Here is a 24,991-nt window from a genome sequence, read left to right on the forward strand (position 1 = left end):
GGTGATTCTGAGACATCGCCGCCGATCATGTGGCTTTGTAACAACATCGAGATGAAAATTAATGTTGTTAGGGCAATAAAAGGTGGGCTTGGACGGTAATTCTGTTTTTGTTTTGTAAATTTTTTACTACAGGTATTGTCTTGGCAAAATTTTGCACGGTGTTGCTGGCAAACTTTTGAATTTCAATTTGTTGGTATTTGGGCTTTTTTGTTTTTGTTTCGCGCTTTTTGCAGTGTGCCGATTCTTTAGGGACAGGGATCAACTGATGTGGAATATCGATGAGTTTATTTCCGGCATGGACAAGGTCGTCCGCGTGGTGTCAGGCGTTGCCTCTGCCTCCCGTCCTAATCCCGCGGCAAAAATCGCGGATGGGCGGCTCGATGAAGCGGAGCGGCGCCGCAGTGCCGGCCTGATGCGCGTCAACCATGTAGGCGAGGTGTGCGCGCAGGCGCTTTACGATGCGCAGGGCGCATTTTCAAGAAGCGATGAATTGAAGCGCCAGTTTCACCAGGCAGGACGTGAGGAAGAAGATCATCTTGCCTGGACCGCGCAGCGACTGCAGGAACTGGGATCCCGCGTGAGCCTGCTCAACCCGTTCTGGTATGCGGGTGCCTATGCGCTCGGCGCCGTGGCCGCGCGCATCGGCGATGCGCAGAGCCTTGGCTTCGTCGTGGAAACCGAGCGGCAGGTGGAGGCGCACTTGGCGAGCCACCTCGCCCTCCTGCCCCCATCCGATGAAAAGTCGCGGGCTATCGTGGAGCAGATGCGCGTGGATGAGGTTGAGCACGGTGCGGCAGCCCAGGCGATGGGGGCGGCGGCGACGCCCGCACCGGTGCAGGCGGCAATGCGCGCCATGGCCAAGGTCATGACCACGACTGCTTACTATATATAGTTACTGTCCCGTCACGCTTGTGTTGTCTGCGAGATCATCCACGATCTCGAAAGAGTGCGTCATCTCTGCGGTCTTCTCGAGCATGATCGACGCTGAGCAGTACTTTTCATGGGACAGCTTGATCGCACGCTCGACAAGGCTCGGCTTGAGGTTGCGCCCGCGTACCGTGAAATGGAAATGGACCTTGGTGAAAACCTTGGGATCCTTCTCCGCGCGCTCCGACTTCAGCGTAACGTCGCATCCGCGCACGTCCTGCTGGCTCTTCCGGAGGATCAGTACGACATCATAGGCGGTGCAGCCGCCGGTGCCCGCCAGGACTACTTCCATCGGCCGTGGCGCTAAATTGCGGCCGCCGCCTTCAGGGGCGCCGTCCATCGCGACGACATGGCCCGATCCCGTTTCTGCCACAAAGGTCATGCCGGAAAGACCGGTCCAACGTACAGTGCATTCCATGATGTTCTCGCTTGATTCTGAAGGCGCTCATTGTAACTGGTTTGAAAATGGCTGGTCTGGCAACAGATCGCGGATGCGAGCCTGCGGCAGAAGTGCATACCTTGATCAGAAAGGCGGCATCATGGAAATGTGCGTAGTTCTTTGAATTTAAATAGGTTTTTCTTGGAATTTCTTGCTCGTGGAAATCGTTTCCTTGGGATTTCATCTTGCATTGCACAATAAAATTGACTAGAATTTAGTTGCTGGTCGTTAATTTCTCGCGAGCGCGAGGCGGCCAAAAGATGTCTCCTCCACCCTCTTCCTTTGGTGTGGATTCAAACCCGATGCGTAGCCGCGTCGGGTTTTTTTTTCGCCTGGCGGGTGCGATGCGAAGATTCGAATTGACGCCAAGTCCTTGAAAAGGCTAAAATTTAAGGCTTTCCGTTCGCTCAGGAAAAGATAACAAGGTTGAGTCCGCTGGATTCACAAGCGGAACCGCCGCTAATTTGAGCGAGTATTTTTTAATTTAGGACATCATCATGAAGACCTTTTCCGCCAAAGCCCATGAGGTGAAGCGCGAGTGGTTCGTGATTGACGCTACGGACAAAGTTCTCGGACGTGTCGCCAGCGAAGTGGCACTCCGTCTGCGCGGCAAACACAAACCTGAGTTCACTCCCCACGTCGACACGGGCGACTTCATCGTCGTCATCAACGCAGGCAAGCTGCGCGTGACCGGCAACAAGGCTCTGGACAAGACCTACTACCGTCACTCGACCTATCCGGGCGGTATCTACGAAACGAATTTCCTGAAAATGCAACAGCGTTTTCCGGGCCGCGCGCTCGAGAAGGCCGTCAAGGGCATGCTGCCCAAGGGCCCGCTCGGCTACGCAATGATCAAGAAGCTGAAGGTGTACGCAGATGGCAACCATCCGCACGCCGCCCAGCAACCCAAGGCACTCGAAATCTAAGGAACGGACATGATCGGTAACTACAACTACGGAACCGGCCGTCGCAAGAGTGCAGTGGCTCGCGTTTTCATCAAGGCAGGCAGCGGCAATATCGTTGTCAACGGCAAGCCGGCAGCGGAATACTTTTCCCGCGAAACCGGTCTGATGGTCATCCGTCAGCCGCTGGAACTGACTGGCAATGTCGAGCGTTTCGACATCCTGGTTAACGTGCATGGCGGCGGCGAGTCCGGCCAGGCAGGTGCGGTTCGCCACGGCATCACCCGTGCGCTGATCGACTACGATGCAGGCCTGAAGGCAGAACTGTCCAAGGCTGGCTTCGTCACCCGTGATGCACGTGAAGTCGAACGTAAGAAAGTCGGTCTGCGCAAAGCACGCCGCGCGAAGCAGTTCTCCAAGCGCTAATCTGCGTTTTCAGAACATCGAAAAGCCGCCAGGTTTGCGCCTGGCGGCTTTTTGTTTTCTGGTGCGCCGCAGCGATATGCGGGGCGCCGCTGTTAAAATTTTGGATTCAGGTTCAATCACTTCGGCAAGGAAAAATCATGATCAAGGTCGGCATCGTCGGCGGCACAGGGTACACGGGCGTGGAATTGCTCCGTCTCCTGGCTGCGCATCCCCATGTACAACTCACCGCCATCACGTCCCGCAAGGAAGATGGCATGCCGGTCGCCGACATGTATCCTTCCTTGCGCGGCTACGTCGATCTGGCGTTCTCCACTCCCGAAAAGGCGAAGCTGACCGAGTGTGACGTCGTGTTCTTCGCGACGCCGCATGGCGTGGCGATGGCGCAGGCGCGCGAGCTGCTCGCAGCCGGCGTGAAAGTGATCGACCTCGCCGCGGATTTTCGCCTGAAGGATCCGGCGGTATTCGAGAAGTGGTATGGCATGCCGCACTCCTGCACCGATATCCTTGAGGAAGCGGTGTACGGCCTGCCTGAGGTGAATCGCGAAGCGATCAAGAAAGCCCGCGTGATCGGCCTGCCCGGTTGCTATCCGACCTCGATGCAGCTCGGCTATGCCCCCTTGCTCGCGCAGGGCAAGCCGCTGGTGAATGAGTCGAACCTGATTGCCGACTGCACGTCCGGCGTCTCCGGCGCAGGCCGCAAGGCGGAAGTGCACACGCTGCTCGCTGAAGCGGCGGATAACTTCAAGGCGTATGGCGTGAAGGGGCATCGCCATCTTCCGGAAACCACCCAGGGCCTGCAGGCGATTGCAGATCGCAAGATCGGCCTGACGTTTGTGCCGCACCTGGTGCCGATGATCCGCGGGATTCACTCGACGCTGTACGCGACCATCCTGCCCGAGGCGCGCGACACCGATTTCCAGGCGTTGTATGAAAACCACTTCAAGGGCGAAAAGTTCGTCGACGTCATGCCCGCCGGCAGCCATCCCGAAACACGTTCGGTGCGCGCGTCGAACAAGCTGCGCATCGCCGTCCATCGTCCCGATGGCGGCGACCTGCTGGTGATCCTCGTGGTCGAGGACAACCTGGTCAAGGGCGCGGCAGGGCAGGGCGTGCAGTGCATGAACATCATGTTCGGTATTGATGAAACGGCAGGTTTGATGCACATTCCGGTATTGCCCTAAGCAACCGGATTCTGCATGACCCAATCGACGTCGTTTTTCAATTCAATGAAGTTACGGCTCTGGCGGCGGCGCATGTCCGTGTCGTCGCCAAGGATGACAATTAGGACGCGGACGCCATGGCCGATGCGTATCCTGATTGTCCTCGTCGCAGCGATCGCCGGCGCTGCTGCAATGTGGTTTTATGGTACCGGCCAGTTCTTGCCCGTCAATCCCGACAATGCGCGCGCGCAACTCGTCGAGCTCAAGGAGCGGCTCGAGCAGATCACCGTGGAGCGCGACCAACTCTCCACGACCTCGAACGCCGCCGAAAGCCAGCTCAATATCGAGCGCTCTGCCCAAAAGCAGCTCGCGGCACAGGTAAAGATGCTGGAGGCCGAGAATACGCGCCTGAAGGAAGATCTTGCATTTTTTGAAAGTCTCCTACCCAACGCCACCGGGCCGGTGGGTGTCTCGATCCGGCGCCTGAAGATAGATCACGTTGCGCCAAACCAGCTTCGTTATCGCTTGCTCATCATGCAAGGCGGCAAGGGAGATCGCCGTTTCGTTGGCAGTTTGCAACTCATGGTGACAACTCTGCAGGACGGCAAAAGTGCTATGATGACCTTCCCGGCAGTCCCTGCCGACCAGGATAAGTTCAAACTCAGCTTCATGCATTACCAGCGTGTCGAAGGGGTTCTCACCCTGCCGGAAGGCGCTGCGACCAAACAGGTCCAGGCACGCGTACTCGAAAATGGCCAGGTCCGCGCACAACAAGCCGCGAATTTGTAAAGGAGAGCCAGCATGTTAGGCCGCAAGAACAAGGGCACGATCGACAGCCTCATCGGGATTTCGACCAGGATTGAGGGTAATGTGCGTTTCCAGGGCGGTTTGCGCATCGACGGGCAGGTCAAGGGGAATGTCGTCGCCGAAGGGGACGAGCCCTGCATGCTCGTCATTTCCGAGCACGCCAGGGTGGAAGGCGAAGTGCGTGCGGCGCACGTCGTTGTCAACGGCGAGATCGTCGGTCCGGTTTATTCTTCGGAACTCCTTGAATTGCAGCCACGCGCCCGCATAACTGGAGATGTGAACTACAAGGCGCTGGAAATGCATACAGGTGCATTGGTGGCAGGAAAGCTTACACACGATCAGGTCGGCGAGCCGGTGTTGAAACTCGCGCTGTCGAATACGTGATCTCCGTCAAGCGTCTATAATTAAGCCATTAGAAATTAGCAGGAGCTTGAAATGAATGCAGTGACCGAAATGCCCGATCCGATCGTCTTTACCGACAGTGCTGCCTCGAAGGTGGCGCAACTGATCGAGGAGGAAGGCAATCCCGACCTGAAACTCCGTGTGTTCGTGCAGGGCGGCGGGTGCTCCGGTTTCCAGTACGGTTTCACCTTCGATGAAATTGTCAACGAAGACGATACGACGATGACCAAGAACGGTGTCCAGTTGCTGATCGACTCGATGAGCTACCAGTACCTGGTCGGCGCGGAAATCGATTACAAGGACGACCTCGAAGGTGCGCAGTTCGTGATCAAGAATCCCAACGCCACCACGACTTGCGGCTGCGGATCGTCGTTCACCGCCTGACAAGCTTGTCCCAGGTCAAAAAAGCGCAGCTTATTCCTGCGCTTTTTTTGTTTCCGGATTCTGCATGAAATGTGGGGGAATATAATGTTCCGTTTTCTTTCGCTATCTCCCGATCATGCAGGTTCTCCTCCGATACGCACTTTTAGTGCTGTTTGCAGCCAGTTTTCCTGCATCTGCGGCGAAGGAAGCGGCAACGCCTGAAGCGGACATCTGCTCGTCGAATTCCGCCGCCGAACGCACCCGTCCCTACGTGACCGAGGCCAAGGCGGTCTATTTCGTGAATCTGCGTGATGGCGACAAGGTTAGTTCCCCGTTCCGGATTGCATTCGGGCTTGTCGGCATGGGAATCGCACCCGCCGGCATTCGCATGGAAAACACCGGCCATCATCATCTGCTGATCAACCAGAAGCTCACCAACGAGATGCTGATCAAGCCGATTCCCTTCACGGACAAGTATCGCCACTATGCCAAGGGCGAAACGGAAGCCACGCTGGACCTGCCGCCCGGGAAGCACACCTTGCGACTCCTCTTTGCTGACGCCGAGCACAAGCCTTATTACATTTCCAGCAAGGAAATCACTGTCGAAGTGATCGCACGCAACGATCTCGGCAAAAAGCAGTAAACCGCCGGTCAGGCCGGGTACAGCGCGCCGAGGATGCGCGATCCCCTGGCCCCTGTCACGGCGGGCAGGTTGCCCGCCTTGCGCTCGACGAAACGTTCCGCCAGCCAGGCGAATGCAAGGGCCTCCACATGATTGGGCGAGATGCCCAGTGCATCGGTCGATTGCACTTGTGCCGGATGATGGCGGTGTTGCAGCGATTGACGAAGGCGTTGCAGCAGGTGTCCGTTGTAGGCGCCGCCACCGCACACGTAAACGGCAGTCGCTCTCGGGGCATGCCTGGCCACTGCATCTGCCAATGTCTCAGCCGTAAATGCGGCAAGGGTGGCTTGCACATCTGCCGGATGTGCAGATGTGTGGCCCGTCAGTTTGTGCTTCAGCCAGTCTGCGTGGAACAAGTCGCGCCCCGTGCTTTTGGGGGGCGGCAGCGCGATATAGGGCTCGGCCATCAGGTTGGCAAGCAGGGCGGGAATTTCATTGCCGCTTGCGGCCCATGCCCCGTTGGCGTCGTAGGCCTTGTCTTCATGTTCTCCGATCCAGGCATCCATTAACACATTGCCCGGGCCGGTGTCGAAGCCGAAGGTGGTCTGCCCGCGGTCGAGCACGCTGATATTGCCGATGCCGCCGATATTGGCGACGACGCGGGTTTCGGCTTCATTGCCGAACACCGCCTGATGGAAGGCCGGCACGAGCGGCGCACCCTGGCCGCCGGCGGCAATGTCGCGGCGGCGGAAATCCGCAATGACGTCGATGCCGGACAGTTCCGCCAGCAGCGCCGGATTGCCGGTCTGCCATGTGTAGCCAAGTTCCGGGCGGTGGCGGATGGTCTGGCCGTGGGCGCCAATTGCTTCCACCTCTCCTTGCGGGATGCCTGACTCGGCGAGGAGCTTCGACACGCACTCGGCGTACACCTGCGCCAGTCCGTTGGCGGCCAGTGCTTCGACGTGGATCTCGTTGTCGGTGGGGGCCTGCAGGCGAAGCAGGTCATTCCGAAGGGCGGGGTGAAAGGGCAGGTAGGCGGTAGCGATCGTCCTGATCGACCCATCGGCCGAAAAACCGGCCAGTACGCCGTCGACGCCATCGAGGCTGGTGCCGGACATCAGTCCGATATAACGCTTGGTCTGGAGATCTGGCATAAAAAAACCGTTCAAGGGTTCACCGGATTGTACCGGCCCTTGAACGGTTTGATGATGCGGCAGTCCGAATTACTTCGACGCCAGCTTGATGCTGTTGTCTTGCGGGTTCAGCAGTGCAAAGCGATGGCGCATGTCGTCTGCGACCGACTTGAAGCGCTGCAGGTCGGCCCCCGCGAGCGGCTGGGCGTTCGGGATGTTGATCGACATCGGATCGCGCGGTTCGTTGTTGACGCGGAATTCATAGTGCAGGTGCGGTCCGGTGGACCAGCCGGTGCTGCCGACGTAGCCGATGACTTCGCCCTGGTTGACTTTCGTGCCTTTGCGCATGCCGGCCGCAAAGCGGCTCATGTGGGCGTAGGCGGTCGAATAGTTGTTCCAGTGCTTGATTACCACCACATTGCCGTAGCCGCCCTGGGTGCCGACGAAATCGATCACGCCGTCGCCGGCGGCACGAATCGGCGTGCCGGTCGCGGCAGCGAAATCGACACCTTTATGTTGCTTCCATTTGCCGGAAATCGGGTGCACGCGCATCGAGAAGCCCGACGAGACGCGGCTGAATTCCAGCGGCGACTTCAGGAAGGCTTTCTTGAGGGCCTTGCCGTCGAAGGTGTAATAGCCGCCACCCTGCTTGTTGCCCGGTTCATCAAACCACACCGACTGGTACTTGTTGGCGCCGTTGACGAACTCGCCGGCCAGCACGCGGCCGGTGCGGATGATTTCGCCGTTTTGCCAGAATGTTTCGTAGACAACATTGAACCGGTCGCCGCGGCGAAGGTCCGACGCGAAGTCGATGTTCGTGGAAAACATGTCAACAATCTGCATCGCGACATGGTCCGGGATCTGCGCGGCATCGGTGGCTGCAAACAGGGAGGAGCGGATTTCCCCGGTGCGCATTTCGATGCGGCGTTCGACCGCGGCGGAGTTTTCGGCAGCGGTGAAACCGTTTGCTTCACGGGTGATGACGAGGTTGCGGACTGGCTGGCCGCTGCCTTCGCTCAGCACCGCGGTCAGGCGCTGGAGCTGTCCTTCGCTGTTGGTCTGCGCCTGGACGCGGCGGCCGGCCTTGAGCTTGAGGACGCCGTAGGCGACATGGTCGGCCTTGATGAAATTCGCGGCTGCATCGTCGTGGACGCCAAGGCGGGAAAGCAGGGTTGCCAGCGTATCGCCCGGGCGGACTTTTTCTTCGCGGAGGTAAAACTGGTCGTCGGACTGCAGCTTGGCGATCTGCTCCGACAGGCTGGGTATGGCAAGTTCTTCGACGATCGACTTCACCGGGAGGTCGGCTGCGTCCGGCGCCATCGGCGCGACGCCAGCGGCGCCAAATGCAATGACGGCGAGGAAGATCGCGGACGCGTAGACGACGCGCGTTTTGCGCGACGATGCGAAGAGTTGCTTGCTGCTCGAGCCCAGTTTCAGGATTTTGTCTGTAGTGAGCATGCAATAAGTTAAAATCTGCTGTTTTGACCGAGGGCGCTGCCAGAAGGCGGATCAGCCAGGTTGCTGCGGTGATGAGCGCACAAAAACGCTTCTGTCACCGGCCATAAGGCGATCGACATGTTTTCTGAAAATGCCCGTGAGCTTGCAAGTAGTCATTGCGGACAAGCCGGTTTGGGGTGCTGCCGTGGAATCGGATGGCTGCACAAAGGTCCCAGACAGGTTGCGGTGCCGCGTTGCAAACTCCGCTTTTTCGATTTGCTGCTATGTTGCTCTGCTGCAAGGTTGAAAATGAGCAGCAATTATACCAAACACATGGTATTGAATTTTCACCGCCATTCCTTAATTTTCCTCAGCCCATGAACGACTCCCAGAATTTGCAAACGAACAATAAGCCGGTCGAGTCGCTGCCTTTGTCGGACTCCGTGCTGGAAGCCCTGGCAGTGACCAAACGCGGTGTTGATGAACTGCTGATCGAAGCCGAATTTGCGCAAAAACTGGCGCGCTCCGAGAAAACCGGCAAGCCGCTGCGCATCAAGCTCGGTCTCGACCCGACCGCACCGGACCTGCACCTCGGCCATACCGTCGTGCTGAACAAGATGCGGCAGTTGCAAAATCTGGGCCACAACGTGATCTTCCTGATCGGCGATTTCACCTCGATGATTGGCGATCCATCCGGCCGCAACGCAACGCGTCCGCCGCTGACCAAGGAGCAGATCGAGGAAAACGCCAAGACCTACTTTGCCCAGGCCAGCCTGGTGCTCGATCCGGCGCGTACCGAGATCCGTTACAACTCCGAATGGTGCGATCCGCTGGGCGCGCGCGGCATGATTCAGCTCGCAGCAAAATATACCGTTGCGCGCATGCTGGAACGTGACGATTTTACAAAGCGTTTCAAAGCCGGCACCCCCATTTCGGTGCATGAATTCCTCTACCCGTTGATGCAAGGCTACGATTCCGTCGCACTGCAGTCCGATTTGGAGCTCGGAGGTACCGACCAGAAATTCAACCTGCTCGTCGGGCGCGAGCTGCAGAAGGATTACGGACAGGAACCGCAGTGCATCCTGACCATGCCCTTGCTGGAAGGCCTGGATGGCGTCGAAAAGATGTCGAAATCCAAGGGCAACTACGTCGGCATTACCGAACCGGGTAACACGATGTTCGCCAAGCTGATGAGTATCTCGGACACCATGATGTGGCGTTACTACGACCTGCTGTCGTTCCGCTCCATCGCCGAAATCGAGCAGTTCAAGAAGGATGTCGAAGGCGGCCGCAACCCGCGCGACATCAAGGTGATGTTCGCGCAGGAAATCGTCACGCGCTTCCATTCGCACAAGGCGGCCGAAGATGCGCTGGCAGACTTCAACAACCGCGCCAAGGGCGGCATTCCGGACGACATTCCGGAAGTCAGCATCAGCGGCGCGCCGATCGGCATTGGCCAGCTGCTCAAGCAGGCAAACCTGTGCGCATCTTCGTCCGAGGCGTTGCGCATGGTGGAGCAGGGCGGCGTGCGCATCGATGGCGAGACGGTGAGCGACAAGGCATTGAAAGTCGAAGCCAGCACCTTCGTGCTGCAGGTCGGCAAGCGCAAGTTCGCGCGCGTCACGCTCGCATGATTGCGCTGTTGCAGCGTGTGCGCGAGGCGAATGTCGTTGTCGGCGGCACCGCCGTCGGTGCGATCAGGCAAGGGCTGATGGTGCTGCTTTGCGCCGAACGCAACGATACCGAGAAGGAGGCGGACGCCTTGCTCGCGAAGCTGCTCTCGTATCGCGTGTTTTCGGATGATGCGGGGAAAATGAATCGCAGCGTCACCGACGTACAGGGCGGCCTGCTGCTGGTGCCGCAGTTCACGCTCGCGGCGGATACGCAGTCGGGAACGCGGCCTTCCTTTACGCCGGCCGCGCCGCCTGCGGAAGGGAAAAGACTGTTCGACTATTTCGTGGAGAAAGCGCGGGCAAGGCATGCAACCGTGGAGACAGGTGAATTCGGCGCCGACATGCAGGTTTCTCTGACCAATGACGGCCCTGTCACCTTCTGGTTGCAGATCAAACCGCAAAACCTGTCCTGAAGCACAATACGCATCACAACCCAACCAATAAGGAGGCCTCGATGAAACTCTGGAGCGATTCATTCAAGGATGGTGGTGTCATTCCCGGCGAGTTTGCATTTTGCGTGATCGACCCGAAGACGCATGTCGCGCTGTCTTCCAACAAGAATCCGCATCTCGCCTGGAGCGAGGTGCCAGCCGGCACAAAGTCCTTCGCGCTGGTTTGCCACGACTATGACGTGCCGTCGCGCGGCGACGATGTGAACCAGGATGGCAAGACCGTGCCGGCGGATTTGCCGCGCGTGGATTTTTTTCATTGGGTGATGGTCGACCTGCCTCCGAACCTGAATTCGATTGCTGCAGGCCAGTACAGCAAGGAAGTCAGCGCACGCGGCAAGCCCGGCCCTGCGATTAGCGGCGGCTTGCCCGGCCGCCATGGCATCAATGATTACACCGGTTGGTTCGCCGGCGACAAGGACATGTCGGGTGACTATTTCGGCTACGACGGCCCGTGCCCTCCGTGGAATGATTCCATCGTGCACCACTATGTATTCACGCTGTATGCGCTAAATGTTGAAGGCCTCGCCGTCGAGGGCAGGTTCACCGGCCAGGCGGTGCGCGACGCGCTGAAGGGGCATGTCCTCGCGGAAGCAAAAATAACCGGAACCTATACCCTCAACCCGAAACTGCAGGGATGAGAAAAATGGAGCATGTGTGACTGAAATCCTGTTGATCCGCCACGGCGAAACTGCGTGGAACGCCAAGCGGCGGCTGCAAGGGCATCTCGATATTCCCCTGAACGAGGAAGGCGAGCGCCAGGCAGCTGCGCTTGGCCGAGCCTTGCGGGAGGAGTCGCTGGACGCGATTTTTTCCAGCGACCTGCAGCGCGCGCGCCAGACCGCTCAAGCGATCGCTGCGCCGCGCGGCATGCAGATTCAGCTTGACCGGGGCCTGCGCGAGCGTTGCTATGGTGCTTTCGAAGGCATGCTGTATGGGGAAATCAGCCAGCGTTATCCCGATGCATACAAGGCATGGCAGGCGCGCGATATCGATGCGCGTTTTCCGGAAGGCGTGCATGTTGCGGAAACCTTGCGTGAATTTTCGCAACGCGTGGTCGCTGCCATTACGCGCATCGTCATGGAGAACACATACCGCCGCGTCGCCATGGTCGCGCATGGCGGCGTGCTTGAGTGCGCCTACCGTGCGGCGCAAGGACTGGGTTTTTCGCATGCCCGCGATTTCGATATTTTCAATGCAAGCGTCAACCGGTTTTCCTGGGACGGGTCTGCCTTGAAGATCGTCCATTGGGGTGACGTCACCCACTTGCAGGAGCTCGAGGAGGATGCCCTCGACGAACTCGACCGGACCTGAATGCCCGTCCGGCCCCAGACCGGCTAAAATAACGGTTTCCCCGCGCAATACCTCCCATTCACGTGAAGATCGGCTCGCACATCCTGCGCAATAACGTTTTCGTCGCCCCCATGGCGGGAGTGACGGACCGGCCATTCCGGCAGCTATGCAAGCAGTTGGGCGCTGGCTATGCGGTTTCCGAGATGGCTGCTTCCGATCCGCGTCTGTGGGCCAGCGAAAAGACGGCGCGCCGCACCAACCACGATGGCGAGATGGAGCCGAAGGCAGTGCAGATCGCCGGTGCCGATCCGGCGGTCCTGGCGACGTGCGCAAAATTCAACGTCGACCGTGGCGCGCAAATCATCGACATCAACATGGGATGTCCAGTCAAGAAAGTCTGCAATAGCTGGTGCGGCTCGGCACTACTGCAGAATGAAAAGCTGGTAGGCGAGATCCTCGACGCAGTCGTCTCCGCTGTCGATGTGCCCGTGACGCTGAAATTCCGCACCGGCTGGAACCGCGAAAACAAGAATGCGCTGACCATCGCACGCATGGCCGAACAGGCCGGCATTGCAATGCTGACCCTGCACGGACGCACTCGTGCCGACGGCTACAGCGGTGATGCGGAATACGACACGATTGCCGCAGTGAAGGCGGCGGTATCGATTCCGCTCGTCGCCAACGGCGACATTACTACGCCGGAGAAAGCGAAGCATGTGTTGCAGGTGACCGGTGCCGACGCGGTGATGATCGGGCGTGCGGCACAGGGCCGCCCCTGGATCTTCCGCGAGATCGACCACTTCCTGCGCACTGGAGAATACCTTCCCGCGCCCCTCGTCAGCGAGGTCCGCACCTTGATGAGCGAGCACTTACAAGCGCACTACGCGTTCTATGGCGAGTACATGGGATTGCGTACCGCGCGCAAGCATATCGGGTGGTACGTGCGCGACCTGCAAGGTGGCGAGGAATTCCGCCAACGCATGAACCGTCTGGAAAGTTGCGAAGAACAACTTGCAGCCGTCGATACCTTCTTCGAATCGCAATTTGCGCTCGGCGAACGGTTACAATACGGCCTTGCCGCGGAAAAGCTGGCTGCCTGACCTACTATAAAAACACCCATCCCCAAGCAATGAGCAAAGACAATATCCAGGACGTCGTCAAGAAAAGCCTTGAGAAGTACTTCAGGGACCTCGGCGAACAGCAGCCTTCAAACGTCTATGAAATGGTCGTCTTTACCGTTGAGAAACCGATCCTGGAAGTGGTGATGGCGCGTGCCGACGGCAATCAGTCGCTGGCAGCGGAAATGCTGGGCATCAATCGCAATACCTTGCGCAAGAAACTGCAGCAGCACGGGCTGCTCTGATCTTGCCGTGATCGATAACGCAAAAACAGTGCGCGCCGGGAGGTCCGCACTGTTTTTTCGTTATTCATCACTTTTAGCTAGTCCATCATCATGATCAAACAAGCGCTTATCTCGGTCTCCGACAAGACCGGTGTCCTCGATTTCGCCAAGGCCCTCGCTGCCATGGGCGTCAATATCCTGTCTACCGGCGGTACTGCCAAACTGCTGGCGGACAACGGCGTGAAGGTGACGGAAGTCGCTGACTACACCGGCTTCCCCGAAATGCTCGATGGCCGAGTGAAGACCCTGCATCCGAAAGTGCATGGCGGCATCCTCGCCCGCCGCGACCTGCCCGAGCATGTCGCCGCGCTCGAGAAGCACGGCATCCCGACGATCGACATGGTGGTGGTGAACCTGTACCCGTTCCAGCAGACCGTGGCCAAGGACCAGTGCTCGCTGGAAGACGCGATCGAGAACATCGACATCGGGGGGCCGACCATGCTGCGCTCCTCCGCGAAGAACCACAAGGATGTGGTCGTGATCTGCGATCCGGCCGATTACAGCCGCGTGCTGGATGAAATGAAGGCCGGCAAGGGCGATGTCGGCTACGACACCAAGTTCGCGCTGGCGAAGAAGGTGTTCGCGCATACCGCGCAGTACGACGGCGCGATCACCAACTACCTGACCGCGCTCGGCGAAGACAAGCAGCATGCGACCCGCAGCGCCTACCCGCAGACGCTCAACCTGCATTTCGAAAAAGTCCAGGAAATGCGCTACGGCGAAAACCCGCACCAGAGCGCGGCGTTCTACCGCGACCTCGCGCCGGTCGCAGGTTCGCTCGCGAACTACAAGCAACTGCAGGGCAAGGAACTCTCTTACAACAACATCGCCGACGCGGATGCAGCGTGGGAATGCGTGAAGACCTTCGATGAAACCGCGTGCGTGATCATCAAGCATGCGAACCCGTGCGGTGTTGCCATCGGCGCGAATCCGCTGGACGCGTACAGCAAGGCATTCCAGACCGACCCGACCTCGGCATTCGGCGGCATCATCGCCTTCAACCGCGAGCTGGACGGCAAGGCAGCGGAAGCGGTGGCCAAGCAGTTTGTCGAAGTGCTGATCGCCCCGTCGTTTACTGCCGAAGCGAAGCAGATCTTCGCAGCGAAGCAGAATGTCCGCCTGCTCGAAATCCCGCTGGGTAATGTCGTCAATGCCTATGACCTCAAGCGCGTGGGCGGCGGTTTGCTGCTGCAATCGCCTGATGCCAAGAACGTCGCCGTGGCAGAACTGAAGGTCGTGACCAAGAAGCAGCCGACCCCGCAGCAGATGCAGGACCTGATGTTTGCATGGCGCGTCGCCAAGTTCGTGAAGTCGAATGCGATCGTTTTCTGCGGCAACGGCATGACGCTCGGCGTCGGTGCTGGCCAGATGAGCCGCGTGGATTCCGCGCGCATTGCCTCCATCAAGGCGCAGAATGCCGGTCTGACTCTCGCAGGTTCCGCCGTGGCGTCGGATGCCTTCTTCCCGTTCCGCGATGGTCTCGACGTCGTGGTCGATGCAGGCGCAACCTGCGTGATTCATCCGGGTGGCTCGATGCGCGACCAGGAAGTGATCGACGCAGCGGACGAGCGCGGCGTGGTGATGCTGTTCACCGGAACGCGCCACTTCCGTCATTAAGTGGCTGACTGCGTTTGTACTTAGCCGTCATTCCGGCGAAAGCCGGAATCCAGTGGCGTTAAGCGCTGGTTGAAAGACGCTGGATCCCGGCTTTTGCCGGGATGACGGTGATCGGTTGGAGCGAGTTGGACTTGGCATACGTTTACATGCTGGCGAGCGCAAGAAACGGAACCTTGTACGTCGGTGTAACCAGCGATTTGGTGAAGCGCGTCTACGAGCACAAGACCAAGCTTGTAAAGGGCTTCACCGCACGCTACAACGTCGACAAACTGGTTTGGTTCGAGCAGTCCGATTCGATAGAATCAGCTATCGCGCGCGAAAAGCAACTCAAGGAATGAAAGCGCGCATGGAAAATCGAACTGATCGAAGAGACGAACCCATACTGGAATGACCTGTATGCCAGTATCGTGTAACCAATGAAAATCCTCGGCATCGACCCAGGCCTGCGCACCACCGGCTTCGGTCTCATCAACAAGCAGGGCAACAAGCTCGGCTACATCGCGTCCGGCACCATCAAAACCCCGGATGCCGACCTGCCGCAGCGGCTGAAGGTGATCCTGTCGGGCGTGTCGGAAATCATCCGCACCTATTCCCCCGACTGCGCCGCCATCGAAAAAGTCTTCGTGAACGTGAACCCGCAATCCACGCTCCTGCTTGGACAGGCGCGGGGCGCGGCGATCTGCGCGCTGGTCAGCGCCGACCTTGCGGTGGCCGAGTACACCGCGCTGCAGATCAAGAAAGCGGTCGTGGGACACGGACAGGCGCAAAAGCACCAGATGCAGGACATGGTGCAGCGGTTGCTGATGCTGTCGGGGACGCCGGGCACCGATGCCGCCGACGCACTGGGCGTCGCCATCTGCCATGCGCACAGCGCGGAAGCCCTGTCTGCCCTCGGGGACATTGCACCGACATTGACGAAGAAGGGCGTGCGGGTACGACGCGGACGCTTGATCGGCTAGAAGTGCTTCTCCGCCTTGCGCGCCGCAATCTCGAAGCGGTTGTGCCAGTAGGCGTCCTTTCCGCGTATTACCGCCCAGGCGCTGGAGGCGAGGTAGGCGAAGGGAAATATGGGCCCCCACCATGCAGCCTGCCGCACATGCGCCAGTTCATGGACCAGCACGCGCGATGACAATCCGTCGTGCATCGCGATCACCACATGACCGAGGGCCATCGCATTCATCACGCCGAAAGGATGCCGGCTCAACATGGCATCGGCAAACGGGCCGCGCGCGAGGATGGCGAAGGTGTGGCCGCGAACAACCTGCATCTTGCCGCGGTAGAGGATCACCGGCGCCGCCAGCAGCAGTCCGAAGACAGTAAGCGGTGAGGCCCAGATGACGCCCAGGACTGTGCCCAGCCAGAACAGCGGGCGCTGTACAAGGCGGTTGTTCATGAACAGGTGCAACCGATTGCGCATCTCTCTCATACTCCACGCGTGCTGCCCTTGCGGCGTTCCGCGAGGCACGCCGTGTCGGCAGCGAAATGGTTCTTTAGAGCCTCTTTCATGGGAAAAAATCCTGCGCCGGCGAGCCTGCAATGTCCTGTATGATGCAGCTAACTTTTCTTGTCTTTATTCATCATGATAGGCCGTCTTTCCGGAATCCTGCTTGAGAAAAACCCGCCTCAATTGCTGATCGATTGCAACGGTGTCGGCTATGAGATCGATGTCCCGATGAGCACCTTCTACAACCTGCCCGGCATGGGAGAAAAGGTGGTTCTGCTGACGCATCTTGCGGTGCGCGAGGATGCTCACCTGCTGTACGGTTTCGGCACGGTGGAGGAGCGCAATGTATTCAAGCAACTGATCAAGATTTCCGGCATTGGCGCACGTACGGCCCTTTCTATCCTCTCGGGCATGTCGGTGGCCGATCTGGCGCAGGCGATCACCTTGCAGGAAGCCGGCAGGCTCACCCGCATTCCGGGTATCGGCAAGAAGACGGCGGAGCGCCTGTTGCTCGAACTGAAGGGCAAGCTCGGCGCCGATCTGGGCGCGCCTGCGGGTACGGCGCATAATGATGCGACCTCCGACATCCTCAATGCGCTGCTGGCGCTGGGGTATTCCGACAAGGAGGCTGCGCTGGCGCTGAAGCAGGTGCCGGCGGGGACCAGCGTCTCGGACGGCATCAAGCTGGCACTGAAGGCACTGTCGAAGTAAGGAAGCAAAGCAATGAGCATTCAGACCGACAATTTCAGCGAACAGCGCATCATCTCGGCCACACCCGCGTCGCCCAATGAAGAGGCGATCGAACGCGCGCTGCGCCCCAAGCAGCTCGACGAATACGTCGGGCAGGAGAAGATCCACGGCCAGCTGGAAATCTTCATCACTGCCGCCCGCCAGCGGAAAGAGGCGCTGGACCATACGCTGCTGTTCGGTCCGCCCGGCCTGGGCAAGACGACGCTGGCACACATCATTGCGCGCGAGATGGGCGTGAACTTGCGCCAGACTTCCGGTCCGGTGCTGGAGCGCGCAGGCGACCTCGCGGCGCTGCTCACCAATCTCGAGCCGAACGACGTGCTGTTCATCGACGAGATCCACCGCCTGTCGCCGGTGGTGGAAGAGATCCTGTATCCCGCGCTCGAGGACTACCAGATCGACATCATGATCGGCGAAGGTCCTGCCGCGCGCTCGGTGCGCCTCGACCTGCAGCCTTTCACGCTGGTCGGCGCCACGACGCGCGCCGGCATGCTGACCAATCCGCTGCGCGACCGGTTCGGCATCGTTGCCCGCCTCGAGTTTTATACGCCGCAGGAACTGGCGAAGATCGTGATGCGCAGTGCGTCACTGCTGAACGCAAAGATCGTCGACGAAGGCGCGCTGGAAATCGCCAAGCGCAGCCGCGGTACGCCGCGAATCGCCAATCGTCTGCTGCGCCGCGTGCGCGATTATGCGGAAGTGAAGGGCAACGGCGAGATCACCAAGGCGATCGCGGATGCCGCGCTGAAGATGCTGGATGTCGACCCTGTCGGATTCGATGTCATGGACCGCAAGCTGCTCGAAGCGGTGCTGTTCAAGTTCAATGGCGGCCCTGTCGGCCTCGACAACCTTGCCGCTGCAATCGGCGAGGAGCGCGACACCATCGAGGACGTGCTGGAACCCTACCTGATCCAGCAAGGTTTCCTCCAGCGCACGCCGCGCGGACGTATCGCCACGCCCACCGCGTATACGCATTTCGGCCTTACCGCTCCCCGCACCGGCGCCATCGGCGATTTGTGGGAACAGCCGCCGGGCTGAGCTGGTCCACTAGGTGCTGGCTGATGGCCTGGCATCTTTCGTTGCAAATAAAATAACATTCGCAACCTTTTTTGCGAAAAGTTGTCTTGTTGTCATCCGTAAAACTACGGTACTTGCATTTACTTATCAAGAAAACGACAAAGATGCTCCTATAATGCTTCTTTTAAGCACGGTCGCGCTTTTTTGTTTGACTCTCCGCAATCCCGCGGCCTGCCGCCTGCGTAAAGTACACGGCGAGCCGCAGAACTGCCGAGGTCTGCGCCCCTTCTTTTCGAGTCCCCGTCATCATGCTCATGTCCACGCAAGCCAACCGCTACGCGCACCAGCTGCTTGACGCGCGAGCGCAGGTGCAATTGATCCCGCCGCTGTCCGCGAACGGGCCGCTTTCGGTGGCCGACGGATACGACATCGCGCGGAGCATGATCGACATCCGCACGGCGCAAGGCGAAACCATGGTCGGGCGCAAGGTTGGATTCACCAACCGCAAGATCTGGCCGAAGTACGGCGTATCCGAGCCGATCCGCACGCCGATCTGGACCCCGATTTTCGACGCAACTGTCCGATTCACGGAAGACAATCGCGGTATTCAAAGCCTCGATGGTGCACTCCAGCCGCGCATCGGGCCGGAGCTTGTGTTCAAGCTCAACCGGACGCCGTCCCCCGACGCTACGCTGGAAGAACTCGCGGAATGCATCGAATGGATGGCGCATGCCTTCGAAATCGTGGTCTGCCCCTTCCCGGAATGGAAGTTCGAGATGGCGGATTCGATCGCGGCATTCGGTCTGCATGGTTCGCTGATTGTCGGCGAGCCGAAGATGCTGTCGGCCGCAAGCCGCCGCAGCCTCGCCGAAGTGTTGCCGCATGCGAGCCTGTCGCTGTCCTGCGGCGATGAATTGCGCTCTGCCGGTTTCGGCAGCGACGTGTTGGGCAGTCCGATGCACGCGCTCTGGCACCTGCACCAGTTGCTGAAGATCCAGCCGCAGTTCCCGCAGCTGGCGAAGGGCGAAATCGTCACGACCGGCACATGGACGGACGTATGCCCGATCAAGCCGGGCGAGACATGGACGTCGGCGTTCTCCGGCATTTCGCTGCCGGGGCTGACGATATCGTTCGTTTGAGTCGGTTGGATCAATAAAAAAGGCGCGGATGGCGCCTTTTTTGTTTTGTGCGGCCGGATTACTCCTGGCGCAGCCAGGTCTGCGTACGGCCCAGCATCGGCACGCCAATGTAACCGCGCACATCGAGCTTCTTGCCGCCTTCGACGACAGTCAGCTTGCTCCTGTAGACCTTGCCGTTGTTCGGATCGAGGATGTGACCGCCGTTGTACTCGCTGCCGTCCTTCTTCATGCCGGTGATGATGGTCATGCCGATGACGGGCTGGTCCTTCAGGGTGCCCTCGCACTTTTCGCACTTGGGATTCGGGTCTTCGCCGGCATCGCGGAACAGCTTCTCGATCTTGCCGCGCAATTCACCGTTGCTTTCGGTGATGCGGACCAGCGATTTCGGCTTGCCGGTTTCGTCGTCGATGGTTTTCCAGACGCCGATCGGGGTGGCATCCTGCGCCATCGCGCTTGCAGCGACCAGCGCGCTGGCCGCCAGGGAAAGGGTCACTAATCGTCTCATCGTTTTGTCTCCTGGGGATTGGGTAATCTGTTCGAACCGGGGCGACCCGGTCCGAACTGTCCAGAAGTTTCGACCGAGCCGCAATTAGCTCTTTTGCAATTTATCAAATTGCTCGCGCAGTTTCTCGAGTGTGGCTCCGAAGGTCAACAGACGCTCTTTCTCCTGTGCCACGACTTGCGCCGGTGCACGGGCGACGAAGCTTTCGTTGCCGAGTTTTGCGTTGGCCTTCGCGATTTCGCCTTCGAGACGGGTGATTTCCTTGGAGAGGCGCTCCTTCTCTGCGGCGACATCGATCTCGACCTTCAGCATCAGCTTGACCGTGCCGACCACGGACACCGGTGCCGGGGATTCCGGCAGGCTGTCGACGATCTGCACGTCGGACAGCTTGGCCAATGCTTGCAGGTAGCGGCCGAAGGACTCGGCTTGCGCCTTGTCGCCGGCCTCGATGAACAGCGGCACGCGCTGCGCCGGGGACAGTTGCATCTCGCCGCGCAGGTTGCGGCAGGCGTCGGTCATGGACTTGAGCTGCGCCATCCAGGCTTCGGCCTGCTCGTCCAGCTTCTCCAGGTTCGGTCGCGGATAGGACTGGACCATGATGGAGTCGCCGGCCGGATTCAGTGCCTGACCTGTCATCGGCGCGATCTTCTGCCACAGCTGCTCGGTGATGAAAGGAATGACCGGATGCGCCAGGCGTAGCACGGTTTCCAGTACGCGCAGCAGGGTGCGGCGGGTGGCGCGCTGTTGCGCTTCGGTGCCGTTCTGGATCTGCACCTTGGCGACTTCGAGGTACCAGTCGCAGTACTCGTCCCAGACGAACTTGTAGATCGCGGAGGCGATGTTGTCGAAGCGGTAGTCGGCGAAACCCTTCTCCACTTCCGCCTCGGTACGCTGCAGCAGCGACACGATCCAGCGGTCGGCCTGCGAGAAGTCGCGCATGTCGGGACCGCAGGTGGCGGGATCGAAGCCGCAGTCCTGGCCTTCGGTGTTCATCAGCACGAAGCGCGTCGCGTTCCACAGCTTGTTGCAGAAGTTGCGATAGCCTTCGCAGCGGTTCAGGTCGAAGTTGATGTTGCGGCCGAGCGAGGCATAGCTCGCCATCGTGAAGCGCAGCGCGTCGGTGCCGAAGCCTGGAATGCCGTTCGGGAATTCCTTGCGCGTCGCCTTGGCGATGCTTTCCGCCTGCTTCGGGTTCATCAGGCCGGTGGTACGCTTGGCGACCAGCGACTCGACGTCGATGCCGTCGATCAGGTCGATCGGGTCCAACGTGTTGCCCTTGGACTTGGACATCTTCTGGCCGCTGGCGTCGCGCACCAGGCCGTGCACGTACACCGTGTCGAACGGCACCTTGCCGGTGAAGTGCGTGGTCATCATGACCATGCGCGCCACCCAGAAGAAGATGATGTCGAAGCCGGTGACCAGCACCGACGACGGCAGGAACATCTTGTAGTCCGGCGTCTCTTCCGGCCAGCCGAGCGAGGAGAAGGGCACCAGCGCGGACGAGAACCAGGTGTCGAGCACGTCGGACTCGCGCGTCAGCGCCTTGCCGCCGGCCTTGGCCTTCGCTTCTTCTTCGTTGCGCGCGACGTAGATGTTGCCGTCCTCGTCGTACCACGCCGGGATCTGGTGGCCCCACCACAGCTGACGCGAGATGCACCAGTCCTGGATGTTGTTGAGCCACTGGTTGTAGGTGGTGGTCCAGTTTTCCGGGATGAACTTGATGTCGCCGTCGGCCACCTTTTCGAGCGCCACCTGGGCGATCGACTTGCCGGGGAAGTGCGTGCCGTCGGGTGCCGGCACGCTCATCGCGACGAACCACTGGTCGGTCAGCATCGGCTCGATCACGACGCCGGTGCGGTCGCCGCGTGGCACCATCAGCTTGTGCGGCTTGACCGATTCCAGCAAGCCCTTGGCTTCGAGGTCGGCAACGATCTTCTTGCGTGCCGCGTAGCGGTCCATGCCTGTGTATTCGGCCGGCGCGTTGTCGTTGATCTTGGCGTCGAGCGTGAAGATGTTGATCTGCGCGAGGCGGTGGCGCTGGCCGACCGCATAGTCGTTGAAATCGTGGGCCGGCGTGATCTTCACGCAGCCGGTGCCGAATTCCTTGTCCACATAGTCGTCGGCAATGATCGGAATGTCGCGGCCGGTCAGCGGCAGCGTCAGCATCTTGCCGACCAGGTGCTGGTAGCGTTCATCGGTCGGATCGACGGCGACCGCGACGTCGCCGAGCATGGTTTCCGGACGGGTGGTGGCTACCGTGATGTGGCCGCTGCCGTCTGCGAGCGGATAGCGGATGTGCCACATGAAGCCGTCTTCTTCCTCGGAGACGACCTCGAGGTCGGACACGGCGGTGTGCAGTTTCGGGTCCCAGTTCACCAGGCGCTTGCCGCGATAGATCAGGCCCTGCTCGTACAGGCGCACGAAGACTTCGGTCACGGCCTTGGACATCTTCTCGTCCATGGTGAAGTATTCGCGCGTCCAGTCAGTGGAGGCACCCATGCGGCGCATCTGGCCGGTGATGGTGGAACCGGAATGCTCCTTCCACTCCCAGACCTTTTCGAGGAATTTTTCGCGGCCGAGGTCGTGGCGGGAAATGTTCTGTGCGTCGAGCTGGCGTTCCACCACGATCTGGGTGGCGATGCCGGCGTGGTCGGTGCCGGGAATCCAGGCGGTGTTGTGGCCGCGCATGCGGTAGTAGCGCGTCAGGCCATCCATCACGGTCTGGTTGAAGGCATGGCCCATGTGCAGCGTGCCGGTCACGTTGGGCGGCGGCAACTGGATGCTGAAGGACTGCTTGCCCGGTTCGGTGCTGGCGGTGAAGTAACCGCGCTGTTCCCATTCGGTACGCCAGAATTTTTCAATGTCGGCGGGCTCGAAAGACTTGGCTAATTCCATGATTTCAATATGTTTTTGCGAAACTATGCATTATACGGGAGGGAACGGCTGACATTGGCAGGGATCGGCGTATAATTCCGCCATCGCCGTTTTAGAGGCTTCCGTCTAACGGAGGCCGTGCGGTACGACGCTAGGGGTCCTGGTCGCCATTCGACCGGGTGAGAAACACCCTCGAACCTGATCTGGGTAATGCCAGCGAAGGGAAGCATCCGGAAAGCCTGCAGTCCATCCTTTTTCCGCCGCTCCTTCGCATACCCTCTTTGCAAAGGAGCACCATGAACGCCAATCCGCAATTCCTCGCCGCCACCGCCAAGGTGGACGAAGCCGCGATCCAGCCGCTGCCGAATTCCCGCAAGATCTACGTCGAAGGCTCGCGCCCGGATATCCGCGTTCCGATGCGTGAAATCAGCCAGGCCGACACACCGGCCTCCATGGGCGCGGAAAAGAACCCGCCGATCTACGTCTACGACACCTCCGGCCCGTACACCGACCCGAACGTCAAGATCGACATCCGCTCCGGCCTCGCCGCACTGCGCGCCGCCTGGATCGCCGAGCGCGGCGATACCGAAGAGCTGGACGGACCGAGCTCGCAGTACGGCGTCGAGCGCCTGAACGACCCCAAGCTGGCCGAACTGCGTTTCAACCTGCACCGCAAGCCGCGCCGCGCCAAGGCCGGCAAGAACGTGACGCAAATGCACTACGCGCGCCAGGGCATCATCACGCCGGAAATGGAATACATCGCCATTCGCGAAAACCTGCGCCGCAAGGAATACCTCGAAGGCCTGAAGGCCTCCGGCCCCATGGGCCAGAAGCTGGCCGACCTGATGGGCCGCCAGCATCCGGGCCAGTCGTTCGGCGCCGCGATTCCCGCTGAAATCACGCCGGAATTCGTGCGCTCCGAAATCGCCTGCGGCCGCGCGATCATCCCCAACAACATCAACCACCCGGAATCCGAGCCGATGATCATCGGCCGCAACTTCCTGGTCAAGATCAACGCCAATATCGGCAATTCCGCCGTCACCTCGTCCATCGGCGAGGAAGTCGAAAAGATGACCTGGGCGATCCGCTGGGGCGGCGACACCGTGATGGACCTGTCCACCGGCAAGCACATCCACGAAACCCGCGAATGGATCATCCGCAATTCGCCCGTGCCGATCGGTACGGTGCCGATCTACCAGGCGCTGGAAAAGGTCAACGGCAAGGCCGAGGACCTGACCTGGGAAATCTTCCGCGACACGCTGATCGAGCAGGCGGAGCAGGGCGTCGACTACTTCACCATCCACGCGGGCGTGCGCCTGCAATACGTGCCGCTGACGGCCAAGCGCATGACCGGCATCGTGTCGCGCGGCGGTTCGATCATGGCGAAGTGGTGCCTCGCGCATCACAAGGAATCCTTCCTGTACACGCATTTCGAAGAGATCTGCGAAATCATGAAGCAGTATGACGTCGCGTTCTCGCTTGGCGACGGCCTGCGTCCCGGCTCGATTTACGACGCCAACGACGAAGCCCAGCTCGGTGAGCTGAAGACCTTGGGCGAACTGACCCAGATCGCCTGGAAGCACGACGTGCAGGTGATGATCGAAGGTCCCGGCCACGTGCCGATGCACCTGATCAAGGAAAACATGGACCTGCAGCTGAAGGACTGTGCGGAAGCGCCGTTCTACACGCTTGGCCCCTTGACCACCGATATCGCTCCCGGCTACGACCACATCACTTCCGGCATCGGCGCCGCGATGATCGGATGGTACGGTACGGCGATGCTCTGCTATGTGACGCCGAAGGAGCACCTTGGCCTGCCGAACAAGGCCGACGTCAAGGAAGGCATCATCACCTACAAGCTCGCTGCCCACGCCGCTGATCTCGCCAAGGGGCATCCCGGAGCGCAGATCCGCGACAACGCGCTGTCCAAGGCGCGCTTCGAGTTCCGCTGGGAAGACCAGTTCAACCTTGGTCTCGATCCGGACAAGGCACGCGAGTTCCACGACGAGACGCTGCCGAAGGATTCCGCCAAGGTGGCGCACTTCTGCTCGATGTGCGGTCCGCATTTCTGCTCGATGAAGATCACGCAGGACGTGCGCGACTTCGCCGCTTCGCAGGGCATCACCGATGACGAAGCGCTGAAGAAGGGCATGGAAGTGAAGGCCGTCGAGTTCGTGAAAACCGGCGCGGAACTCTATCGCAAGCAGTAAGCC

At 59.8% G+C, this 24,991-nt stretch carries 27 protein-coding genes and 1 riboswitch; of the genes, 21 read left to right on the plus strand and 6 right to left on the minus strand.

The window, feature by feature from the left end:
* Positions 1–265: 265 nt before the first annotated feature.
* Positions 266–892 carry a 2-polyprenyl-3-methyl-6-methoxy-1,4-benzoquinone monooxygenase gene (gene coq7 / locus AC3WOY_RS17150; protein WP_492425882.1) on the plus strand — a complete coding sequence of 209 codons (627 nt, stop codon included), beginning with the start codon at positions 266–268 and terminating at the stop codon, positions 890–892.
* Here the strand turns inward: coq7 and AC3WOY_RS17155 are convergent, their stop codons facing one another.
* Complete coding sequence (locus AC3WOY_RS17155) at positions 893–1,345, minus strand: OsmC family protein (RefSeq protein WP_492425884.1); 453 nt, start codon at positions 1,343–1,345, stop codon at positions 893–895.
* 518 nt (positions 1,346–1,863) lie between these two features.
* Between AC3WOY_RS17155 and rplM the strand changes: the two genes are divergently transcribed.
* From rplM to AC3WOY_RS17190, 7 genes are all read left to right on the plus strand, one after another.
* On the plus strand, positions 1,864–2,292 hold the full coding sequence (gene rplM / locus AC3WOY_RS17160) for a 50S ribosomal protein L13 (RefSeq protein ID WP_492425886.1): 429 nt from the start codon (positions 1,864–1,866) through the stop codon (positions 2,290–2,292).
* Positions 2,293–2,301: 9 nt separating this feature from the next.
* Positions 2,302–2,694: a 30S ribosomal protein S9 gene (gene rpsI / locus AC3WOY_RS17165; RefSeq protein WP_420476851.1), complete on the plus strand. Its 393-nt coding sequence runs from the start codon at positions 2,302–2,304 to the stop codon at positions 2,692–2,694.
* Between the two features lie 137 nt (positions 2,695–2,831).
* Positions 2,832–3,875, plus strand: coding sequence for an N-acetyl-gamma-glutamyl-phosphate reductase (gene argC / locus AC3WOY_RS17170; RefSeq protein ID WP_492425888.1), 1,044 nt, complete (start codon positions 2,832–2,834; stop codon positions 3,873–3,875).
* 123 nt (positions 3,876–3,998) lie between these two features.
* Positions 3,999–4,643 (plus strand): DUF6776 family protein, encoded by a 645-nt coding sequence (locus AC3WOY_RS17175; protein WP_492425890.1) that lies wholly within the window; start codon positions 3,999–4,001, stop codon positions 4,641–4,643.
* Between the two features lie 12 nt (positions 4,644–4,655).
* Entirely contained in the window at positions 4,656–5,045 is a 390-nt protein-coding gene (locus tag AC3WOY_RS17180) for a bactofilin family protein (protein WP_492425892.1), read from the plus strand.
* Between the two features lie 51 nt (positions 5,046–5,096).
* On the plus strand, positions 5,097–5,447 hold the full coding sequence (gene erpA / locus AC3WOY_RS17185) for an iron-sulfur cluster insertion protein ErpA (RefSeq protein WP_492425894.1): 351 nt from the start codon (positions 5,097–5,099) through the stop codon (positions 5,445–5,447).
* A 145-nt stretch (positions 5,448–5,592) separates the two neighbouring features.
* The gene (locus AC3WOY_RS17190; RefSeq protein ID WP_492425896.1) at positions 5,593–6,069 is read left to right on the plus strand and encodes a DUF4399 domain-containing protein; all 477 of its coding nucleotides are present in this window, start codon (positions 5,593–5,595) and stop codon (positions 6,067–6,069) included.
* A gap of 8 nt (positions 6,070–6,077) precedes the next feature.
* Here AC3WOY_RS17190 and AC3WOY_RS17195 read toward each other — a convergent pair whose 3' ends face one another.
* The gene (locus AC3WOY_RS17195) at positions 6,078–7,202 is read right to left on the minus strand and encodes an anhydro-N-acetylmuramic acid kinase (RefSeq protein ID WP_492425898.1); all 1,125 of its coding nucleotides are present in this window, start codon (positions 7,200–7,202) and stop codon (positions 6,078–6,080) included.
* A 69-nt stretch (positions 7,203–7,271) separates the two neighbouring features.
* Positions 7,272–8,639 (minus strand): M23 family metallopeptidase, encoded by a 1,368-nt coding sequence (locus tag AC3WOY_RS17200; RefSeq protein ID WP_492425900.1) that lies wholly within the window; start codon positions 8,637–8,639, stop codon positions 7,272–7,274.
* 374 nt (positions 8,640–9,013) lie between these two features.
* On the opposite strand from AC3WOY_RS17200, the gene tyrS reads away from it, so the two are divergent.
* From tyrS to ruvC, 9 genes are all read left to right on the plus strand, one after another.
* Entirely contained in the window at positions 9,014–10,252 is a 1,239-nt protein-coding gene (gene tyrS / locus AC3WOY_RS17205) for a tyrosine--tRNA ligase (protein ID WP_492425902.1), read from the plus strand.
* Positions 10,249–10,704 (plus strand): D-aminoacyl-tRNA deacylase, encoded by a 456-nt coding sequence (gene dtd / locus AC3WOY_RS17210; RefSeq protein ID WP_492425904.1) that lies wholly within the window; start codon positions 10,249–10,251, stop codon positions 10,702–10,704. The genes tyrS and dtd overlap by 4 nt, the downstream gene beginning before the upstream one ends.
* Positions 10,705–10,745: 41 nt before the next feature.
* Complete coding sequence (locus AC3WOY_RS17215; RefSeq protein ID WP_492425906.1) at positions 10,746–11,381, plus strand: YbhB/YbcL family Raf kinase inhibitor-like protein; 636 nt, start codon at positions 10,746–10,748, stop codon at positions 11,379–11,381.
* 16 nt (positions 11,382–11,397) lie between these two features.
* The gene (locus AC3WOY_RS17220; RefSeq protein WP_492425908.1) at positions 11,398–12,054 is read left to right on the plus strand and encodes a histidine phosphatase family protein; all 657 of its coding nucleotides are present in this window, start codon (positions 11,398–11,400) and stop codon (positions 12,052–12,054) included.
* Between the two features lie 62 nt (positions 12,055–12,116).
* Positions 12,117–13,133 carry a tRNA dihydrouridine synthase DusB gene (gene dusB, locus AC3WOY_RS17225; RefSeq protein WP_492425910.1) on the plus strand — a complete coding sequence of 339 codons (1,017 nt, stop codon included), beginning with the start codon at positions 12,117–12,119 and terminating at the stop codon, positions 13,131–13,133.
* A 29-nt stretch (positions 13,134–13,162) separates the two neighbouring features.
* Positions 13,163–13,396, plus strand: coding sequence for a Fis family transcriptional regulator (locus tag AC3WOY_RS17230; RefSeq protein WP_088707469.1), 234 nt, complete (start codon positions 13,163–13,165; stop codon positions 13,394–13,396).
* A gap of 90 nt (positions 13,397–13,486) precedes the next feature.
* Positions 13,487–15,052 (plus strand): bifunctional phosphoribosylaminoimidazolecarboxamide formyltransferase/IMP cyclohydrolase, encoded by a 1,566-nt coding sequence (gene purH, locus AC3WOY_RS17235; protein WP_492425912.1) that lies wholly within the window; start codon positions 13,487–13,489, stop codon positions 15,050–15,052.
* A 131-nt stretch (positions 15,053–15,183) separates the two neighbouring features.
* Complete coding sequence (locus tag AC3WOY_RS17240; protein ID WP_492425914.1) at positions 15,184–15,390, plus strand: GIY-YIG nuclease family protein; 207 nt, start codon at positions 15,184–15,186, stop codon at positions 15,388–15,390.
* Positions 15,391–15,468: 78 nt separating this feature from the next.
* Positions 15,469–16,011 (plus strand): crossover junction endodeoxyribonuclease RuvC, encoded by a 543-nt coding sequence (ruvC, locus tag AC3WOY_RS17245; protein ID WP_492425916.1) that lies wholly within the window; start codon positions 15,469–15,471, stop codon positions 16,009–16,011.
* Here the strand turns inward: ruvC and AC3WOY_RS17250 are convergent.
* On the minus strand, positions 16,008–16,445 hold the full coding sequence (locus AC3WOY_RS17250) for a hypothetical protein (protein ID WP_492425918.1): 438 nt from the start codon (positions 16,443–16,445) through the stop codon (positions 16,008–16,010). The genes ruvC and AC3WOY_RS17250 overlap by 4 nt on opposite strands.
* A 186-nt stretch (positions 16,446–16,631) precedes the next feature.
* On the opposite strand from AC3WOY_RS17250, the gene ruvA reads away from it, so the two are divergent.
* The 3 genes from ruvA to AC3WOY_RS17265 all read left to right on the plus strand — a co-directional run bounded on the left by ruvA (position 16,632) and on the right by AC3WOY_RS17265 (position 19,402).
* On the plus strand, positions 16,632–17,207 hold the full coding sequence (ruvA, locus tag AC3WOY_RS17255) for a Holliday junction branch migration protein RuvA (RefSeq protein ID WP_492429339.1): 576 nt from the start codon (positions 16,632–16,634) through the stop codon (positions 17,205–17,207).
* Between the two features lie 12 nt (positions 17,208–17,219).
* The gene (gene ruvB, locus AC3WOY_RS17260; RefSeq protein ID WP_492425920.1) at positions 17,220–18,284 is read left to right on the plus strand and encodes a Holliday junction branch migration DNA helicase RuvB; all 1,065 of its coding nucleotides are present in this window, start codon (positions 17,220–17,222) and stop codon (positions 18,282–18,284) included.
* A 287-nt stretch (positions 18,285–18,571) separates the two neighbouring features.
* Positions 18,572–19,402, plus strand: a complete 831-nt coding sequence (locus AC3WOY_RS17265; protein WP_492425922.1) for a 2-keto-4-pentenoate hydratase — start codon at positions 18,572–18,574, stop codon at positions 19,400–19,402.
* A gap of 58 nt (positions 19,403–19,460) precedes the next feature.
* On the opposite strand, the gene AC3WOY_RS17270 is transcribed toward AC3WOY_RS17265, so the two are convergent.
* Both AC3WOY_RS17270 and AC3WOY_RS17275 read right to left on the minus strand, forming a co-directional pair.
* On the minus strand, positions 19,461–19,907 hold the full coding sequence (locus tag AC3WOY_RS17270; RefSeq protein ID WP_492425924.1) for a DUF2147 domain-containing protein: 447 nt from the start codon (positions 19,905–19,907) through the stop codon (positions 19,461–19,463).
* A gap of 84 nt (positions 19,908–19,991) precedes the next feature.
* Positions 19,992–22,799, minus strand: a complete 2,808-nt coding sequence (locus tag AC3WOY_RS17275) for a valine--tRNA ligase (protein WP_492425926.1) — start codon at positions 22,797–22,799, stop codon at positions 19,992–19,994.
* A 122-nt stretch (positions 22,800–22,921) separates the two neighbouring features.
* Positions 22,922–23,020, plus strand: a riboswitch (TPP riboswitch).
* A gap of 54 nt (positions 23,021–23,074) precedes the next feature.
* Here AC3WOY_RS17275 and thiC point away from each other — a divergent pair.
* Complete coding sequence (thiC, locus tag AC3WOY_RS17280; protein ID WP_492425928.1) at positions 23,075–24,988, plus strand: phosphomethylpyrimidine synthase ThiC; 1,914 nt, start codon at positions 23,075–23,077, stop codon at positions 24,986–24,988.
* Positions 24,989–24,991 lie beyond the last annotated feature (3 nt).

The sequence above is a fragment of the Noviherbaspirillum sp. FW303-A3 genome, assembly GCF_058788695.1.